The organism is Streptomyces sp. NPDC101152, assembly GCF_044768275.1.
Taxonomy (GTDB): Bacteria; Actinomycetota; Actinomycetes; order Streptomycetales; family Streptomycetaceae; genus Streptomyces.
This window is the reverse complement of sequence record NZ_JBIWPO010000001.1, coordinates 188449-205228: the sequence shown is the minus strand read 5'-3', so window position 1 is coordinate 205228 and position 16780 is coordinate 188449. Positions and strand designations below refer to the sequence as shown.

Here is a 16780-nt window from a genome sequence, read left to right as displayed (position 1 = left end):
CATCAGGACGCCGGCAGCTGCCTGCCGTAGTCCACGGTCTCGTCCTTCTGCGGTTCGGTCAGGGCGAAGTCCTTGTCCCACGCCGAGAAGGTCAGCGTCCCCGCGCCGCCCGCCCGCTGCAGACGCAGCGGATACGGCTCGCCCTCCAGGGACACGTCCAGCGTGCCTCCTGAGCCCTTGTCACCCGTGATGCGGATGGTGCGGGTACCCGCCTGCTCGTGGTGCCCGTCGGTCGCGAGCGAGCCGTGCAGCGTCAGCAGTCCCCCGAGGAGGACGTCCTTGTCCGTGAAGCCGCTGAACTTCCTGTACGAGGGGTCGCCCTGCGGCACCTTCACGTACTTGCCGTCGAGCTTGCCCGCCGCGGAGGTGTCCGCGTGCCCGTCGGCGTGGTTCCAGAAGCCCGCGTCCGCCTTCAGGTACAGCCGCTCGCCGATCCGCAGCAGCCCGAAGGCCTCCCCCTTGGAGGTGACCGAGCCGGTGGCACCGCCGGACTTCAACCGCATGTCCAGGGTGTACGTGCGCCCGTTGGTGACGACGTTTCCGGCGAGGCGCACGGCGCCCGCGGACGCGGCGGCCGCCCGCGTCTTCGACTGGATGGTGGCGGCCGGCAGCTTGCCGACCCCGTTGGTGCCCGCGTCGGGGTTCTCGCTGCACCCGGTCAGGACCCCCGTCCCCGTCACGACCAGCGCCCACACGGCGCCGGTGAGCACCGCCCCACGAGTACGGCCCACGGACCTCGCAGTCACAGACACGGCTGCCTTTCTGAACGGCTGTCCTGAACGGTGCTCGGCACCCTACAGGGGCCGGCGCCCCCCGGCGGAGCCGGACCGTCCGGACCCGTCACCAGGGCGTATCCGATCGGGACGGGCTAGCCTGAAGCCCACCCGAGCGGGCAATTCGGAAGAGCACCGCACAACGAACCCCGCACGAAAAGGAAGCACGACCATGGCAGGCGCCGCCCCCCGGATCTTCGTCTCGCACCTCGCCGGCGTCCCCGTCTTCGATCCCAACGGCGACCAGGTGGGCCGCGTGCGCGACCTGGTCGTCATGCTGCGCGTCGGCCGCCGGCCCCCGCGCGTCCTCGGCCTCGTCGTCGAACTGCCCACCCGCCGCCGCATCTTCCTGCAGATGACCCGGGTGACCAGCATCGAGTCCGGCCAGGTCATCGCCACCGGAGTGCTCAACGTCCGCCGCTTCGAGCAACGCCCCACCGAGCGGCTGGCCTTCGGCGAGCTCCTGGACCGCCGGGTCACGCTCGTCGAGACCGGCGAGGAGGTCACCGTCCTCGACATGGCGGTGCAGCAGCTGCCGGCCCGCAGGGAGTGGGAGGTGGACCGTGTCTTCGTCCGCAAGGGCAGGAAGGGCGGCGCCTTCCGGCGGGCCAGGGGCGAGCAACTGACCGTGGAGTGGTCCGCCGTGACCGGCTTCTCCCTGGAGGAGCACGGGCAGGGCGCCGAGAGCCTCCTGGCCACCTTCGAGCAGCTGCGCCCCGCGGACCTGGCGAACGTCCTGCACCACCTCTCCCCCAAGCGGCGCGCGGAGGTGGCCGCCGCCCTCGACGACGACCGGCTCGCCGACGTCCTCGAGGAGCTCCCGGAGGACGACCAGATCGAGATCCTCGGCAAGCTGAAGGAGGAGCGCGCCGCCGACGTCCTGGAGGCCATGGACCCGGATGACGCGGCCGACCTGCTCTCCGAACTCCCCGAGGAGGACAAGGAGCGGCTGCTGAGCCTGATGCAGCCCTCCGACGCGGCCGACATGCGGCGCCTGATGTCGTACGAGGAGCACACGGCGGGCGGTCTGATGACCACCGAGCCGATCGTGCTGCGGCCGGACGCCACCGTCGCCGACGCCCTCGCGCGCGTGCGCAACGCCGACCTCTCCCCCGCCCTCGCCGCCCAGGTCTACGTCTGCCGCCCGCCCGACGAGACACCGACCGGCAAGTACCTCGGCACGGTCCACTTCCAGCGCCTGCTGCGCGACCCCCCGTACACGCTGGTCAGCTCGATCATCGACGACGCCCTGCAGCCCCTCGACCCGGAGGCCGCGCTGCCGGTGGTCGCCGGGTTCTTCGCGACGTACGACATGGTGGCGGCGCCCGTGGTCGACGAGTCCGGGTCGCTGCTCGGCGCGGTGACCGTGGACGACGTGCTGGACCACATGCTGCCCGAGGACTGGCGGGAGACCGAGTTCCACCTGGACGAGGACGAGGGGGTGGCCGCTCATGACGCCTGAGCGCGAGAGCACGCGCGAGCGGACCCCGGCGGGCGCGACGGCGACCACGCGCACGCGTGTCCGTCTCGACCAGCCGCGCGCGCCGCGCCGCCGGCTGCTGCCCGAGTGGGACCCGGAGGCCTTCGGACGCCTCTCGGAGCGCATCGCCCGCTTCCTGGGCACCGGCAGGTTCATCGTCTGGATGACGGTCGTCATCGTGCTGTGGGTGGTGTGGAACGTGTCCGCGCCGCACAACCTGCGCTTCGACAACTACCCGTTCATCTTCCTGACCCTGATGCTGTCCCTGCAGGCCTCCTACGCGGCCCCGCTGATCCTGCTCGCGCAGAACAGACAGGACGACCGCGACCGGGTCAACCTCGAGCAGGACCGCAAGCAGAACGAGCGGTCCATCGCGGACACCGAGTACCTGACCCGGGAGATCGCCGCCCTGCGCATCGGCCTCGGCGAGGTCGCCACCCGCGACTGGATCCGCTCCGAGCTGCAGGACCTGATGAAGGAGCTGGAGCACCGCACGGACGGCCACCACGAACACACCGTATTCCCGGCAGAACGGTCGCGGGGACGTGACGTAGACGACCGGTGACGGGCTTACCGGGGCCAGGCTACCGAGCCGTACCATCGTCTGTATGGCTAGCGAAGACGCGGTGCGCGAGGCACTGGCGACGGTGAACGACCCCGAGATCAACCGCCCCATCACCGAGCTCGGGATGGTCAAGTCGGTCGACATCGGCGCGGACGGGGCGGTCGCGGTCACCGTGTACCTGACGGTCTCCGGCTGCCCGATGCGCGAGACCATCACACAGCGGGTGACCGAGGCGGTCTCCCGGGTCGAGGGCGTCACCCGCGTCGACGTCTCCCTGGACGTGATGAGCGACGAGCAGCGCAAGGAGCTGGCCAACGCGTTGCGCGGCGGCCAGACCGAGCGCGAGGTCCCCTTCGCCAAGCCCGGCTCCCTCACCCGCGTCTACGCCGTCGCCTCCGGCAAGGGCGGCGTCGGCAAGTCCTCGGTGACGGTGAACCTGGCGGCCGCGATGGCCGCCGACGGCCTGAAGGTGGGCGTGGTCGACGCCGACATCTACGGGCACAGCGTGCCGCGCATGCTGGGCGCGGACGGCCGTCCGACCCAGGTCGAGAACATGATCATGCCGCCGTCGGCGAACGGCGTGAAGGTCATCTCCATCGGCATGTTCATCCAGGGGAACGCGCCGGTGGTGTGGCGCGGCCCGATGCTGCACCGGGCGCTGCAGCAGTTCCTCGCGGACGTGTACTGGGGCGACCTGGACGTCCTGCTCCTGGACCTGCCGCCGGGCACCGGCGACATCGCCATCTCCGTCGCCCAACTGGTCCCGAACGCCGAGATCCTGGTCGTGACGACGCCTCAGCAGGCGGCGGCCGAGGTCGCCGAGCGCGCGGGCTCCATCGCCGTGCAGACCCACCAGAAGATCGTCGGCGTGGTCGAGAACATGTCCGGGCTGCCCTGCCCGCACTGCGGCGAGATGGTCGACGTCTTCGGCACGGGCGGCGGCCAGACGGTCGCCGACGGCCTCACCCGCACGACGGGCGCGACGGTCCCCGTCCTCGGCTCCATCCCGATCGACGTCCGCCTCCGCGAGGGCGGCGACGAGGGCAAGCCGGTGGTGCTGAGCGACCCGGACAGCCCGGCGGGCGCGGCCCTGAAGGCGATCGCGGGGAAGCTGGGAGGCCGCCAGCGGGGCCTTTCGGGGCTGTCCCTGGGGATCACCCCGAAGAACAAGTTCTAGCCTTCGTACGACCACGGGGTACGACCGCGGGGCGCCATCCGGCGGGATGGTGCCCCTTCGTCGTGCCCGCGCCGCCTACGCGTAGGTGCCGATGTCCTTGATCATGGCGAAGCCGAGTCCGTACGCGCTCATCCCTCTCCCGTACGCCCCCACGTGCACCCCTTCCTGGGTGGATCCGGCGAGCACCCAGCCGAACTCGGACTCCCGGTAGTGGAAGGGCGTGGGCACGCCGTCCACGGGCAGCGAGAGCGTCGACCACTCGGGGCCCTCGAGGTCGTCGGCCAGCGCCCACGCCGTCTCCGTCTGCTGCTCCAGCCAGTCGTCGCGCAGGCTGTGGTCCATCTGGCCGGGCCAGGTGAACGACAGCAGGCCCACCCCCGCCAGCCACGCCGCCGAGGAGACCGACGTGGCCTCGAGCAGCCCCGTGCCGTCGGCGCTGCGCCGGGACGGGTTCGCGGCGACGGTCACCACCACCGCGAACTTCTCCCGCGGCTCACCGGTGGAGCCGGCCTCGTTCTTGACCGAGGGCTCGTCGCCGTGCCCGATCGACCCGTGCTCGACGGCCCCGTCGGCCGCCGTCCCGACCTGCATCAGCCAGCGCGGCCCCGTGAAGGCCTCGTCGAGGCCGTACCACGGGAAGGGCGCCTGCAGGTAGCCGTCGACCGTGCGCCGGGCGGAGGGGACCTGTTGTCCGCCCTCCGCGGCCGACGCCTGCGCGACTGCCCGACTCGTCGTCTCCATTGCCCGGACGCCTCCTCGCTCTCGTCGAACCGGAGCGGCCCGCCCCCCTTCGGGCTGACTCGTCCGGTCCGCACATCAACTCGGCAGCATAGCCACCCCGCTCCGGGCAGCCGGGAAACCTCCCGGCGCGTGGGTCACACAGAAGCGCGGGTTCAGGCCGTCGGAGGGCGCGACAGCGTATGAAACGCGTCACGCGGTACGACTCAGGTGGCGTCCGCGTCGAAGGGCGGGCGGCCGTCCTCCTCGGGCTTCTTGGTCATGTCGACGCGGCCGCCGGAGGAACCGGACGGGCCGGACGGGCCTGCGGAGGGAGTGGCGGACGAGGAGGACGAGGCGTCGGTGTCGTAGGTCTGGACGGCCTCCGTGACCTCGGCCATCTCCTTCTTCAGGTCGAAGCCGTTGCGGATCTCCTTGAGCCCCAGTTCGTCGCTGTCCAGGTGCTTGCGGATGAACGTCTTGGGGTGGAGGTCCTCGAACTCGAAGTCCTTGAACTCCGGGCCCAGTTCCTGCCGGATGTCCGCCTTGGCGCTCTCCGAGAACTCTCGGATCTTCCGGATCGTCCGCATGACGTCCTGGATGACCTTCGGGAGCTTGTCCGGACCGAAGACGAGCACGGCGATCACGATGATCGTCAGCAGCTCGAGCGGTCCTATGTCATTGAACACCTGAAGCTCCTCGCGATGTCCTCGGTCCTCGGCCCTCAGCGGTCGGTGCGGGTCTTCCGTGGTCCGGGCCGGATCCACGGTACCCGGCGATCCCGTCGAACCGGTACCGCCCCGGGCGTTCCGCGTGCGTCCCGGTGGTGGTTTTCCGGGATGTTTGCCTTGGACGGCCACCGTTTCGGGCCGATCCGCGAGGTTCCGGTCAGCTGCCGCCCGAGGACCCGAGCACCAGCGTGACGGTTCGCGGTACACCGTCGCGCACCACCGTCAGCTGCAGACGGTCGCCTGGGCGGTGGGCGCGGGTCCTGACGATCAGTTCCTCGCCGGAGTGGACGCGTTCGCCGTCGACCGCGGTGATGAGGTCGCCCGCCTCGATGCCGGCCTTGTCGCCGGGGCCGGCCTTGCTGACCGCGGGGCCGCCGCCGTCGGCCTTCTGAGCGACGCGGGCTCCGTCGCCGGTGTAGTTCATGTCGAGGGTGACGCCGATGACGGGGTGGGTCGCCTTGCCACTGCTGATCAGCTCCTCGGCGACGCGCTTGGCCTGGTTGACCGGGATCGCGAAGCCGAGGCCTATCGAGCCGGACTGGCCGGTGCCGGAGTCCGTGCTCCCGTCGGCGGAACGGATGGCGGAGTTGATGCCGATGACCCGGGCGTGGGAGTCGAGGAGGGGCCCGCCGGAGTTGCCGGGGTTGATGGGCGCGTCGGTCTGCAGGGCGTCCACGTACGACACGTCGCTGCCGTCCGAGCTGTCGCCGCCAGCGGTGATGGGCCGTTCCTTGGCGCTGATGATGCCGGAGGTGACGGTGCCGGACAGGTCGAAGGGGGCGCCGATGGCGACGACCGGGTCGCCGACCTGGACGTTGTCGGAGTTGCCGAGCGGCATGGGCTTGAGATCGCTCACCCCGCTGACCTTGACCACCGCCAGGTCGTACCCGGTGTCCCTGCCGACGACGGTGGCCTTGGCGGTGTCCCCGTCGTTGAAGGTCACGGATATGTCGCCGGAGGAGCCCGCGGGTTGGACCACGTGGTTGTTGGTGAGGATGTGCCCCTGGTCGTCGAGCACGAATCCGGTGCCGGTGCCGGACTCGTTGGCGCCGCTGACGTGCAGGGTCACCACACTGGGCAACGCCCGCGCGGCGATCGCCGCCACGCTGTCCGGCGCCCGCCCCGCCGGCTCCTTCCCGGCCTGCGGCAAGGCCACGGTCCCCGCGTCCCCGTTCCGCTCGACATAGGCCCCGACGACACCCCCGACGCCTCCGGACACCAGCGCCAGCCCGACGGCCCCACCGACCAACGCCCTGCGCACCCGCCGCCGCCGTCTGACCTCGTCGTCGACGGGCGTGCCGGTCTGCTGGAGGGGTACGGCGGCCCACGGATCGTAGTTCTGCCAGGGCGAGGCCGCCGGGTCACCGGGCGGTGCCGACGTGGCCGCGGGGTGCTGAACGGGCGGCGCGGGGGCCCAGGGCCCGGGTTCGCCGTAGGGCGGGGTGCTGTAGGGATCGGGATCGTGCAGGGGCTTGGGCCCCTCGACGGGGGCCGACCCCCCTTCCGGAACCACGGCCGCGGGCGCGGAGGCTTCCACCTCACCCTGCCGAGCGGTATCCGCGAGGTCGGCGGACACCTCCGCAGGACGAGCCAGCTCGAAGTCACCGCCCGTCTCGGACTCGGGGGCCGGCGCAGGAGATGCGACCGCAGGCTCGGACACGGAATCGACGGGAGGCGAAGCTGACTCCGCACCTTCGGCAGGCGTAGAGCTTTCCGCCTCGCCGTTCCGACCCAACCCAGCGTCACCGTCCGCCTCGGACCCCCGGGGCACCGCCGACTCAGCCGACTCACCGGTCGGCGCCTCCGCAGGGCCAGCCAGTTCGTAGTCGGTCGAGGGCTCGGTGGGGGCCTCGGGAGAGGGCGGTTCGTCGGCGGTGGGCGCTGTCGGGCGTTGCAGCTCGAAGTCGCCCGTGGGGCCGGCCTCCCGGGGCCCCCGGTTCCACCACTTCGGCCTGGTGGGCTTCCCCTGGTTCATGTGCTCCCCACAGCTGACCGCGGCGCAGCCCGTCGCGGACGCGGTTCGTCGGCTCCGCGCCCGCTTCGTCGTCGCGGGCACGGTTCACCTTGGATTCAACCAGGTTCCAGCTCCGAGGCGCAGATGCCGGTCAGCGGGAGCCGTTGGCGGAGGGCGTGGCCGTAGGGTCGGGGACGGTCGCGGCGAGCAGCCCGGGAGTCCTGACCTCGGGAGCGGTGGTGGAGGTCAGAGTCAGCGGCGAGACGGCGGTGAGCGGACGTATGAGCGGGGACATCACCGCGGCGCCGGCCAGGACGGGCGCCGTCAGCGTGTGGATCGTCCGGTCACCGGTGGCGGGGCTGGGCACGCCCGGCAGCAGCGGTGCGGACAGCTGGGTCGGGGCCACCGGGGTGTCCCCGAGCGAGCGTCCGCCCTGCCCCTGGGCGAGCAGCGGCCCCACACCACGGCGCCGCTGGCCCTCGGGCGACGTGGCCGCTCCCGTCGCCGGCGTACGCGCCGGCGTCACATTGCTGTCGGCCCCGGCCCGCGCGTCCAGTCCCGTCGGCGCACCGGCCGTGACACCGCCCAGCGCGATCGCGGCGAGCGAGACCGCACCGGCGGCGACGAACGCGAACCGCATCCCGCGCGAGGCGGAGCGGTCGGTGTCGGGCCGGCCGACGTCATGGATGCGGAAGCCGCGGTCGGAGGCGGGAAGGGCGGGGGCGGTGGGCGAACGGGAGGGGACGTAGTCGAACGCGAAGCGTTCGCCGCGCTTCAGCCCGAGGACTCCGGTGGCGCCACCTCTTCCGGAGAGTCCGCCGGGAAAGCCTCCCCCGCCGAACGGCGAGCCGCCGTCGTCGGGATCACCTCCTCCGGGCAGCCCCTGGAGCCGGGCCAGGAAGCTCTCGGAGGGCGGCGGCGGGGCCGCCTCCGCGAAGACGTTCTTCAGCTGTCGCTGCGCGTCCGCCTCCGCCTTGCACCTGGCGCACGTCGCCAGGTGGGCGAGGACTCGCTCACGCGTCTCATGACCGAGCTCTCCGTCCACCAGGGCGGAGAGTCGGTCTCCCAGATGCTGCTCGGCGAGGCGTCGCTCGGCCGGATCGGGTCGTGATCCACTCACGCGGTCGCGCCCCCTCCCCCCAGAGCGGCCACGCGTGGCACGAAGGAGCGGCGCTCGCCGGTGCGGGCCTGCGGCGCGCGGTGCGCGAGGGCCTTGCGCAGCTGGGAGCGGCCGCGGTGGATCCGGGAGCGGACCGTGCCGAGCTTGACCCCGAGGGTCGCGGCGATCTCCTCGTACGACAGTCCCTCGATGTCGCACAGCACGACCGCGGCGCGGAACTCGGGCGCGAGGGTGTCGAGGGCCTGTTGGACGTCCGCGTCGAAGTGGGCGTCGTTGAAGGCCTGTTGCGGGGTGGGCTCGCGACTGGGCAGCCGCTCGGCCGCGTCTTCGCCGAGGGCGTCGAATCGGATGCGCTGCTTGCGGCGGACCATGTCCAGGAACAGGTTGGTGGTGATGCGGTGCAGCCAGCCCTCGAAGGTGCCCGGCGTGTAGGTCGACAGGGAGCGGAAGACGCGGACGAAGACCTCCTGGGTGAGGTCCTCGGCGTCGTGCTGGTTACCGGTGAGGCGGTACGCCAGCCGGTAGACGCGACCACTGTGCATGCTGACGATCTCCTCCCAGGTGGGCGGAGTCCACGCCTGCCCGTCCGCGTCGGTGGAGAACGTCGCGGTCTGGGCGTGGTCAGCGGCGTGGCTGGGGTCAGCAGCGGTGTCGTTCACGGATTTCGGCCTGCCCGCTGATCCGAGGAAGCGCCTGAGCACTCCACCCCGGTCCCCGTTGGGCGCGGCCGCACCTCCCCTGTCATCTCTGGTGGTGTCCAGTGGAGCCCCTACCATAGCCACCTCGCCCGTTAGGACCGGATAAGCGGTTTTACGAGAATTTGATGGGGGCTGATCCGGCTCGTGCCGCCGCGTCAGCGGCTCCTCGAGCCCCCGCTCGTCGTCGTGATCCAACCGTGTCCCCCCGGCGTCGTCTCCCACCCTCTAAACGCCCGGTCCCATCTGCGGGTTCCCGGCCCCAACGGATACAGTCACGCCCAGGCAACCACGGGGACAGGAGAGGGTCATTACCGGCAACCGGCAGGCAAGCTGGGCGTTCGCCGACGCCTATGCCGCCGAGGACGAAGCGGTGCGCTGGGCCCGGGACCGGGCCCGTGAGGCGGGGCTGCGCTCGGTGTCGCCCGGCACGGGCGCCGCGCTGCGGTTGCTGGCCGCCTCGGTGGACGCGAAGGCGGTGGCCGAGATCGGTACCGGCACCGGCGTCTCCGGTATCCACCTCCTGCACGGCATGCGCCCGGACGGGGTGCTGACCACCGTCGACCCCGAGCCGGAGCACCAGCAGTTCGCCCGCCAGGCCTTCCGCGCCTCCGGTTTCGCCAGCAACCGCGCCCGCTTCATCCCGGGCCGTGCCCTCGACGTGCTGCCGCGCCTCGCGGACGCCGGCTACGACCTGGTCTTCTGCGACGGCGACCGGCAGGAGGTCATGGACTACCTCGCTGAATCGTTGCGCCTGCTCCGTACGGGGGGCCTGGTGGTCTTCGAGGGCGTCTTCGCCAACGGCAGGACGGTCGACTCGGGACCGCAGCCGACCGAGGTGCTGCGGCTGCGGGAGCTGCTGCGCGCGGTGCGGGAGAGCCAGGAACTGATGCCGTCGCTGCTGCCGGTGGGCGACGGCCTGCTGTGCGCCGTCAAGCGGTGACGAGGCACACAGACAACAACCCCGGCACCGCGTGGGTGCCGGGGTTGTCGAAAGGGTATGGTCGCTTCCGCGTCAGCCGACGACCTTCTTGAGGGCGTCGCCGAGCGCGTCGGCCTCGTCAGGGGTCAACTCGACGACGAGCCGACCGCCGCCTTCGAGCGGAACGCGCATGACGATGCCCCGCCCCTCCTTGGTCACCTCGAGCGGGCCATCACCCGTTCGCGGCTTCATGGCCGCCATGCTCGTTCCCCTTCCTGAAACCAGCTCATCGTCAAAGGCCGACGGCCCGGGAGGGCACGCGCGGTCCAGGCGTGGGACTTGGACACGCGACACCGGCATCGAACACATTGCTTCCAGGCCATTATCCCGCATCTCAGGACCCGATGACCAACATCAGTCGGCATCGCTTGGGCAACGCGCGCGAGCAAAACCACCCAATTCGGCGATGTGACTGCGATACTGCGCCGCCGCCCGGACATCCGCCGACCGGAAACCGGTGAGAATTCTTTGACGCAGGTCACACGTGCGGTCCGGTGCGCGCACGGCGATCTCCGTCATGCTGTCCTTCGTACCGAGACGTACTGACCGGTCGTACCAACGGAGGGGACTGACCATGGCCGACACCGTGCTCTACGAGGTGTCCGACGGGCTCGCGACGATCACGCTGAACCGGCCCGAGGCGATGAACGCGCTGAACATCGCCACGAAGGTCGCGCTGCGGGACGCCGTCCAGGAGGCGGCGGCCGACGACGCCGTACGAGCGGTGCTGCTGACGGCCGCCGGGGAGCGGGCCTTCTGTGTGGGGCAGGACCTCAAGGAGCACGTCGGGTTGCTGGCGCAGGACCGCGAGACGGGGTCCGGACACACGATGAGCACGGTGCGCGAGCACTACAACCCGATCGTGCGGGCGCTGGCGGGGATGCCGAAGCCCGTGGTGGCCGGCGTGAACGGGGTCGCGGCCGGTGCGGGCTTCGGGCTGGCGCTGGTGGCGGACTACCGGATCGTGGCCGACACCGCCGCCTTCAACACGTCGTTCGCGGGTGTCGCCCTGACCGCGGACTCGGGGATGTCGTGGACGCTGCCGCGGGTGGTGGGGCCGGGTCGCGCCGCCGACCTGCTGCTGTTCCCGCGGAGCGTCACCGCTCAGGAGGCGCACGAGCTGGGGATCGCCAACCGTCTCGTCCCGGCGGGCGAGCTGCGCGCCGAGGCGGAGAACGTGGCGCGGGCGCTCGCCGAGGGGCCGACGGTCGCCTACGCGGCCATCAAGGAGGCGACGGCCTACGGACTGACGCACTCGCTCGACGAGACGCTCGACAAGGAGGACGAGCTGCAGACACGGGCCGGGTCCTCCGACGACCACATGATCGCGGTGCAGGCCTTCGTCAACAAGGAGAAGCCGAAGTACCTGGGCCGCTGATGATCAGCCCTGTCTGACGGCGCAGGCCGCCAGATGGTCGTTGACCAGACCGCACGCCTGCATCAGCGCGTACGCCGTCGTGGGCCCCACGAAACGCAGGCCCCTCTTCTTCAGTGCCTTGGACAGGGCCGTCGACTCCTCGGTGACGGCCGGGACGTCGCCCAGGGTCAGGGGGGCCGGGCCCGGCTGCGGCGCGTGGGACCAGATCAGCTCGTCCAGCTCGCCCGGCGTCCACTGCGCCAGCACGCGCGCGTTGGCGAGCGTCGCGTCGATCTTGGCCCGGTTGCGGATGATGCCGGGGTCGGTGAGAAGGCGGGCCCGGTCGGTCTCGGTGAACGCGGCGACCTTCTCGATCCGGAAGTCGGCGAAGGCGGCCCGGAAGCCGGCGCGGCGGCGCAGGATGGTGATCCAGGACAGGCCGGACTGGAATGCCTCGAGGCTGAGGCGTTCGTAGAGGGCGTCGTCGCCGTGGACCGGGCGGCCCCACTCCTCGTCGTGGTACGCCACGTAGTCCTCGGTCGACAGGGCCCAGGGGCAGCGCAGGGCGCCGTCCGGACCGGTGATCGCCGTGCCGTCGCTCACTGGTGGTCCTCCTGGCCGCGCTGCGGCTTCTCGATGGACACGTGGGCGGCGGCCCGGGCGCCCGCCAGCGCGGACTCCAGGTCGGCGATGCGGGCGTCCCGCTCGGCGAGCTCGGCGGCGAGGCGGTTCAGGGCGTCGTCGACGTCCGCCATGCGGTAGCCGCGGGCGGCGAGCGGGAAGCGCAGGGCGTCGACGTCGGCGCGGTCGAGCGGGCGGTCCGGCGGCAGGGGGTCCTGCAGGCGCTCCGGGGCCACCTCGGGCAGCGGGCCCTCGCCCTCTCCGCCGCCCACCACGGCCAGGGTCACCGCGGCGACCACGACGGCGAGAGCGACGACCAGGAACAAGAACATAACCATCGCTGCGGTCCCCAAGCTCGATGTCAGGAAGCTGAATATGTCAGGGTCCGATCGTGCCATGCGACGCTGACAGTTAGGGTCACAGGCGGCCGAAAGGCCCGGACACGCAGGTCGTACCACGCAGGTCGTACTACGAGAGGTCACAGGGGATGCTCAGGCTGGGCAGGCGCGAGTTCCCGGCGCACGAGCCGGTGGTCATGGCGATCGTGAACCGGACCCCCGACTCCTTCTACGACCAGGGGGCGACCTTCCGCGACGAGCCGGCCCTCGCGCGCGTGGAGCAGGCGGTGGCGGAGGGGGCCGCCATCATCGACGTCGGCGGGGTGAAGGCGGGCCCGGGCGAGGAGGTCACCGCCGAGGAGGAGGCGCGGCGGACCGTGGGGTTCGTGGCGGAGGTGCGGCGGCGCTTCCCGGACGTCGTGATCAGCGTGGACACCTGGCGGGCCGAGGTCGGGCAGGCCGTGTGCGAGGCGGGGGCCGACCTGCTGAACGACGCGTGGGGAGGGGTGGACCCCGCCCTCGCGGAGGTCGCGGCGCGCTACCGGGTGGGGCTCGTGTGCACGCACGCGGGGGGCGCCGAGCCACGGACGCGTCCGCACCGGGTGACGTACGACGACGTCATGGCGGACATCCTGCGGGTGACCGTGGGGCTGGCCGAGCGGGCGGTGGCGCTCGGGGTGCCGCGCGAGTCGGTGCTGATCGATCCGGGGCACGACTTCGCGAAGAACACCCGGCACAGTCTGGAGGCGACGCGGCGGCTCGGGGAGATGGTGGAGACCGGGTGGCCTGTGCTGGTCTCGCTGTCCAACAAGGACTTCGTGGGCGAGACGCTGGACAAGCCGGTGAAGGAGCGGGTGGTGGGGACGCTGGCGACCACCGCCGTCTCGGCCTGGCTCGGGGCGCGGGTGTACCGGGTGCACGAGGTGGCTCAGACGCGGCAGGTGCTGGACATGGTGGCGTCCATCGCGGGGCACCGGCCGCCGGCGGTGGCCCGCCGGGGGCTGGCGTAGGACGCCGGCCCCCGGAACCGGAAGGTCAGCGGCCCGCCTCCCGCGAGACCAGCGAGACCGCCTCCTCCACCTGGTCCGTCACGTGGAACAGCAGGAGGTCGCTCTGCGCCGCCTTGCCCTGGGAGACCACGGTGTTCTTGAGCCAGTCGACCAGGCCGCCCCAGTACTCGGTGCCGAACAGGACGATCGGGAACCGGGTGACCTTCTGGGTCTGTACGAGGGTCAGGGCCTCGAAGAGCTCGTCCAGGGTGCCGAGGCCGCCCGGGAGGACGACGAATCCCTGGGCGTACTTGACGAACATCATCTTCCGGACGAAGAAGTAGCGGAAGTTGAGGCCGATGTCGACGTAAGGGTTGAGGCCCTGTTCGAAGGGGAGCTCGATGCCGAGGCCGACCGAGGTGCCGCCCGCCTCGCACGCGCCCTTGTTGGCCGCCTCCATGGCGCCGGGACCGCCGCCCGTGATGACCGCCCACCCGGCCTGAACCAGCGCGCTGCCCAGCCGTACGCCCGCCTCGTACTCCGGGGAGTCGACGGGCGTGCGGGCCGAGCCGAAGACGCTGATCGCGGGCGGAAGTTCGGCGAGCGTGCCGAAGCCCTCGATGAACTCCGACTGGATGCGCAGCACGCGCCAGGGGTCCGTGTGGACCCAGTCCGAGGGGCCGCCCGCGTCCAGCAGCCGCTGGTCCGTGGTGCTCGCCGTCACCTGGCCCCGCCGTCGGAGGACCGGTCCCAGGCGCTGCTCGTCCGGCGGCACCTTCTTGCCCTCGGGGTTTCCGGTAGCCATGTGCGCTCCCTCCGCTTGCGGTGTTTCCACCTCAGGGTAGGTCTACGCGGGTTACGGACGGGGGATCTCAGCGTGTCAGCCACGCGCGGAGGCGTTCCTCACCGGCGAGGATCTTCGCTGTTTCCACCCGTTCGTCCCGCTTGTGCGCCAGATGCGGGTTGCCGGGGCCGTAGTTGACCGCTGGGATGCGGAGGGCGGAGAAGCGGGAGACGTCCGTCCAGCCGTACTTGGGCTGCGGGGTGCCGCCGACCGCCTCGATGAAGGCCGCCGCGGCCGGGTGGGACAGGCCGGGCAGCGCGCCGCCGCTGTGGTCGTCGATCACGAACTCCTCGACGCCGCAGTCCGCGAACACCTCGCGGACGTGGTCGACGGCCTCCTCCTCGGTGCGGTCGGGGGCGTAGCGGAAGTTGACCGTGACCACGCACTCGTCGGGGATGACGTTGCCGGCCACCCCGCCCGAGATCCGCACCGCGTTCAGGCCCTCGCGGTACTCCAGGCCGTCGATCACCGGGTAGCGGGGCTCGTACGAGGCGAGGCGGGCCAGGATCGGGGCGGCCGCGTGGATCGCGTTGGACCCCATCCACCCGCGCGCGGAGTGCGCCCGCTCGCCCTTGGTCTTCAGCAGCACCCTGAGCGTGCCCTGGCAGCCCCCCTCCACCTGGCCGTCCGACGGCTCGAGCAGCACCGCGAAGTCGGCCTCCAGCCACTCGGGGTGGGCCTCGGCGACGTGCTTGAGGCCGTTGCGCTCGGCCTCGACCTCTTCGTTGTCGTAGAAGATGAAGGTGAGGTCCCGGTTGGGTTCGGGGACCGTGGCCGCGATGCGCAGCTGGACCGCCACCCCGGACTTCATGTCGCAGGTGCCGCAACCCCACAGGACGCCGTCCTCGTCCAGCCGGGAGGGGACGTTGTCCGCGATCGGCACCGTGTCGATGTGGCCGGCGAGGACGACCCGCTCCGGACGGCCCAGGGCGGTGCGGGCGATCACGTTGTTGCCGTACCGGTCGACCGTCAGGTGCGGCAGGGCACGCAGGGCGGTCTCGATCGCGTCGGCGAGGGGCTTCTCGGTGCCGCTCTCGGAGGGGAAGTCGACGAGCCGCGCGGTGAGCTCGGCCGCGTCGAGGGTGAGGTCAAGCGAGGTGTCGGCCATGGCGTCGACCCTATCCCGCGGGCCTTCGACAGTTGTCCACACCCGCAGCAGGAGCCACAGCGGCCTCCGCTACCTTGTACGGCGTGCCAGAGCCGTCTACCCCCCGCAAACGCCGTGGCCGCCTCCTCCGCTTCGGCGCGGCCCTCGTGATCCTGCTCGCCGTCGCGGGCTACCTCGTGGTGCAGTACGTCACCGGAGGCCACGGACCGGGCTGCAAGGTCGTCTCGGGCACGGGCGACGGCCGGGCGTACGAGTTCACCCCGGAGCAGGCGGTGAACGCGGCGACGATCGCCGCCGTCGGCACCGGGCGCGGGATGTCCGAGCGGGCCGTGACGATCGCGCTGGCGACCTCGATCCAGGAGTCGGGGCTGCGCAACATCGAGCACGGCGACCGGGACTCACTCGGCCTGTTCCAGCAGCGGCCCTCGCAGGGCTGGGGCACGCAGCAGCAGATCCTGGACCCGACGTACGCGGCCGGCGTCTTCTACGAGCACCTGGCCAAGGTGCCCGACTACGAGACCCTCCCGCTCACCGTCGCCGCGCAGCGCGTGCAGCGCAGCGGCTTCCCCGAGGCGTACGCCAAGCACGAGCCGGACGCCGCGCTGCTCGCCGCCGCGCTCACCGGGCACGCGCCGGCCACCCTGACCTGCCAGGGCCGCCCCGACCCCACCACCGTCCAGGCCACGGGACCGGACGCCGTACGGGCCGCACTCGTCCGGGACTTCGGGCGGGGCGTGCTGCAGCCGGCCGGGGCCGCGGTGAGCCGCCGGCACGCGTCGACGCCCTCGCCGTCCCCGACGCCGACGTCGGGTGCGCACACGGTCACCGTTCCCGTCGATGTCCGCAAGAGCCCGGCCAGGGGGCGCACCGCCGGGCAGCGCGGGTGGCAGCTGGCGCACTGGGCCGTCGCCAACGCGACCGCGCTGCACATCGAGCGGGTGTCCTTCGGCGGCCGGGAGTGGAGCGCCGGGAACACCGACAGCCGGTGGAGCACGGCCGCCTCCCAGCAGACGGGCGGGACGGAGAAGGTCGCGGACGCGGTCCGCATCGTCACCGGGCAGTAGTACGGGCCTTCACCCGCGCGGGGTAACGGGGCGTCGCGGGTCCCGTGCTGCGCGCAGGTTTTCGCCCCGTCACCCTCGAATCCGTCGGAAGCCTTGAGAACAAAGGGCTGTAAGGATTCGGCACACTTTCGTACCAGGCACCTTTTGCCCGTTTATGTACGCAGCCGATTATGCGACGCATTGCCAACTCTTTACGTTTGGCCGCCGCAACCTTCGCGGGCCTCGAGCGGTAGTCACTGCGTCCGAGCCCGGACGATCAACACCC

The 16780-nt window shown here is 71.7% G+C and carries 19 protein-coding genes; 7 read left to right on the top strand and 12 right to left on the bottom strand.

Translation table 11 applies throughout. From position 1 onward, the window contains the following. Positions 1-2: 2 nt before the first annotated feature. Positions 3-746: a hypothetical protein gene (locus ACIRVK_RS01010; protein WP_404243129.1), complete on the bottom strand. Its 744-nt coding sequence runs from the start codon at positions 744-746 to the stop codon at positions 3-5. 199 nt (positions 747-945) lie between these two features. On the opposite strand from ACIRVK_RS01010, the gene ACIRVK_RS01005 reads away from it, so the two are divergent. Genes ACIRVK_RS01005 through ACIRVK_RS00995 form a run of 3 tightly spaced genes read left to right on the top strand, consistent with a single transcriptional unit; the run spans position 946 to position 3995 of the window. Beyond that, positions 946-2235, top strand: coding sequence for a magnesium transporter MgtE N-terminal domain-containing protein (locus ACIRVK_RS01005; RefSeq protein WP_404242594.1), 1290 nt, complete (start codon positions 946-948; stop codon positions 2233-2235). Next, complete coding sequence (locus ACIRVK_RS01000) at positions 2225-2818, top strand: DUF1003 domain-containing protein (RefSeq protein ID WP_404242592.1); 594 nt, start codon at positions 2225-2227, stop codon at positions 2816-2818. Before ACIRVK_RS01005 ends, ACIRVK_RS01000 begins: the two co-directional genes overlap by 11 nt. A 43-nt stretch (positions 2819-2861) precedes the next feature. Beyond that, entirely contained in the window at positions 2862-3995 is a 1134-nt protein-coding gene (locus ACIRVK_RS00995; protein WP_404242591.1) for an Mrp/NBP35 family ATP-binding protein, read from the top strand. Positions 3996-4070: 75 nt separating this feature from the next. Here the strand turns inward: ACIRVK_RS00995 and ACIRVK_RS00990 are convergent, their stop codons facing one another. The 5 genes from ACIRVK_RS00990 to sigE form a co-directional block, all read right to left on the bottom strand. Further along, a complete protein-coding gene (locus ACIRVK_RS00990) occupies positions 4071-4736 on the bottom strand; it encodes a hypothetical protein (RefSeq protein WP_404242589.1) in 666 nt (221 codons plus the stop codon). A gap of 203 nt (positions 4737-4939) precedes the next feature. Then, positions 4940-5401: a sec-independent translocase gene (locus ACIRVK_RS00985; protein ID WP_404242587.1), complete on the bottom strand. Its 462-nt coding sequence runs from the start codon at positions 5399-5401 to the stop codon at positions 4940-4942. Between the two features lie 199 nt (positions 5402-5600). Further along, positions 5601-7418: a trypsin-like peptidase domain-containing protein gene (locus ACIRVK_RS00980; RefSeq protein ID WP_404242585.1), complete on the bottom strand. Its 1818-nt coding sequence runs from the start codon at positions 7416-7418 to the stop codon at positions 5601-5603. Between the two features lie 130 nt (positions 7419-7548). Then, the gene (locus tag ACIRVK_RS00975; protein ID WP_404242583.1) at positions 7549-8517 is read right to left on the bottom strand and encodes an anti-sigma factor family protein; all 969 of its coding nucleotides are present in this window, start codon (positions 8515-8517) and stop codon (positions 7549-7551) included. Then, positions 8514-9218 carry an RNA polymerase sigma factor SigE gene (sigE, locus tag ACIRVK_RS00970; protein ID WP_404242581.1) on the bottom strand — a complete coding sequence of 235 codons (705 nt, stop codon included), beginning with the start codon at positions 9216-9218 and terminating at the stop codon, positions 8514-8516. The genes ACIRVK_RS00975 and sigE overlap by 4 nt, the downstream gene beginning before the upstream one ends. Positions 9219-9456: 238 nt before the next feature. Between sigE and ACIRVK_RS00965 the strand changes: the two genes are divergently transcribed. Then, positions 9457-10155: an O-methyltransferase gene (locus ACIRVK_RS00965; RefSeq protein WP_404243127.1), complete on the top strand. Its 699-nt coding sequence runs from the start codon at positions 9457-9459 to the stop codon at positions 10153-10155. 72 nt (positions 10156-10227) lie between these two features. Here ACIRVK_RS00965 and ACIRVK_RS00960 read toward each other — a convergent pair whose 3' ends face one another. Both ACIRVK_RS00960 and ACIRVK_RS00955 read right to left on the bottom strand, forming a co-directional pair. Further along, positions 10228-10395: a DUF3117 domain-containing protein gene (locus tag ACIRVK_RS00960; protein ID WP_003966491.1), complete on the bottom strand. Its 168-nt coding sequence runs from the start codon at positions 10393-10395 to the stop codon at positions 10228-10230. A gap of 153 nt (positions 10396-10548) precedes the next feature. Further along, a complete protein-coding gene (locus ACIRVK_RS00955; protein WP_404242580.1) occupies positions 10549-10713 on the bottom strand; it encodes a hypothetical protein in 165 nt (54 codons plus the stop codon). A gap of 55 nt (positions 10714-10768) precedes the next feature. Between ACIRVK_RS00955 and ACIRVK_RS00950 the strand changes: the two genes are divergently transcribed. Next, entirely contained in the window at positions 10769-11572 is an 804-nt protein-coding gene (locus ACIRVK_RS00950; RefSeq protein WP_404242578.1) for an enoyl-CoA hydratase/isomerase family protein, read from the top strand. 3 nt (positions 11573-11575) lie between these two features. Here the strand turns inward: ACIRVK_RS00950 and ACIRVK_RS00945 are convergent, their stop codons facing one another. Further along, positions 11576-12154, bottom strand: coding sequence for a DNA-3-methyladenine glycosylase I (locus tag ACIRVK_RS00945; RefSeq protein ID WP_404242576.1), 579 nt, complete (start codon positions 12152-12154; stop codon positions 11576-11578). Further along, positions 12151-12504, bottom strand: coding sequence for a DivIVA domain-containing protein (locus ACIRVK_RS00940; protein WP_404243126.1), 354 nt, complete (start codon positions 12502-12504; stop codon positions 12151-12153). Before ACIRVK_RS00940 ends, ACIRVK_RS00945 begins: the two co-directional genes overlap by 4 nt. 155 nt (positions 12505-12659) lie before the next feature. On the opposite strand from ACIRVK_RS00940, the gene folP reads away from it, so the two are divergent. Next, entirely contained in the window at positions 12660-13520 is an 861-nt protein-coding gene (gene folP, locus ACIRVK_RS00935; protein ID WP_404242574.1) for a dihydropteroate synthase, read from the top strand. Positions 13521-13545: 25 nt separating this feature from the next. On the opposite strand, the gene ACIRVK_RS00930 is transcribed toward folP, so the two are convergent. Both ACIRVK_RS00930 and dapE read right to left on the bottom strand, forming a co-directional pair. Continuing rightward, complete coding sequence (locus ACIRVK_RS00930; RefSeq protein WP_404242572.1) at positions 13546-14304, bottom strand: TIGR00730 family Rossman fold protein; 759 nt, start codon at positions 14302-14304, stop codon at positions 13546-13548. 67 nt (positions 14305-14371) lie between these two features. Then, positions 14372-15451, bottom strand: coding sequence for a succinyl-diaminopimelate desuccinylase (gene dapE, locus ACIRVK_RS00925; RefSeq protein ID WP_404242570.1), 1080 nt, complete (start codon positions 15449-15451; stop codon positions 14372-14374). Between the two features lie 83 nt (positions 15452-15534). On the opposite strand from dapE, the gene ACIRVK_RS00920 reads away from it, so the two are divergent. Continuing rightward, positions 15535-16515, top strand: a complete 981-nt coding sequence (locus ACIRVK_RS00920) for a heavy metal transporter (RefSeq protein WP_404242568.1) — start codon at positions 15535-15537, stop codon at positions 16513-16515. The last annotated feature ends 265 nt before the right edge of the window (positions 16516-16780 follow it).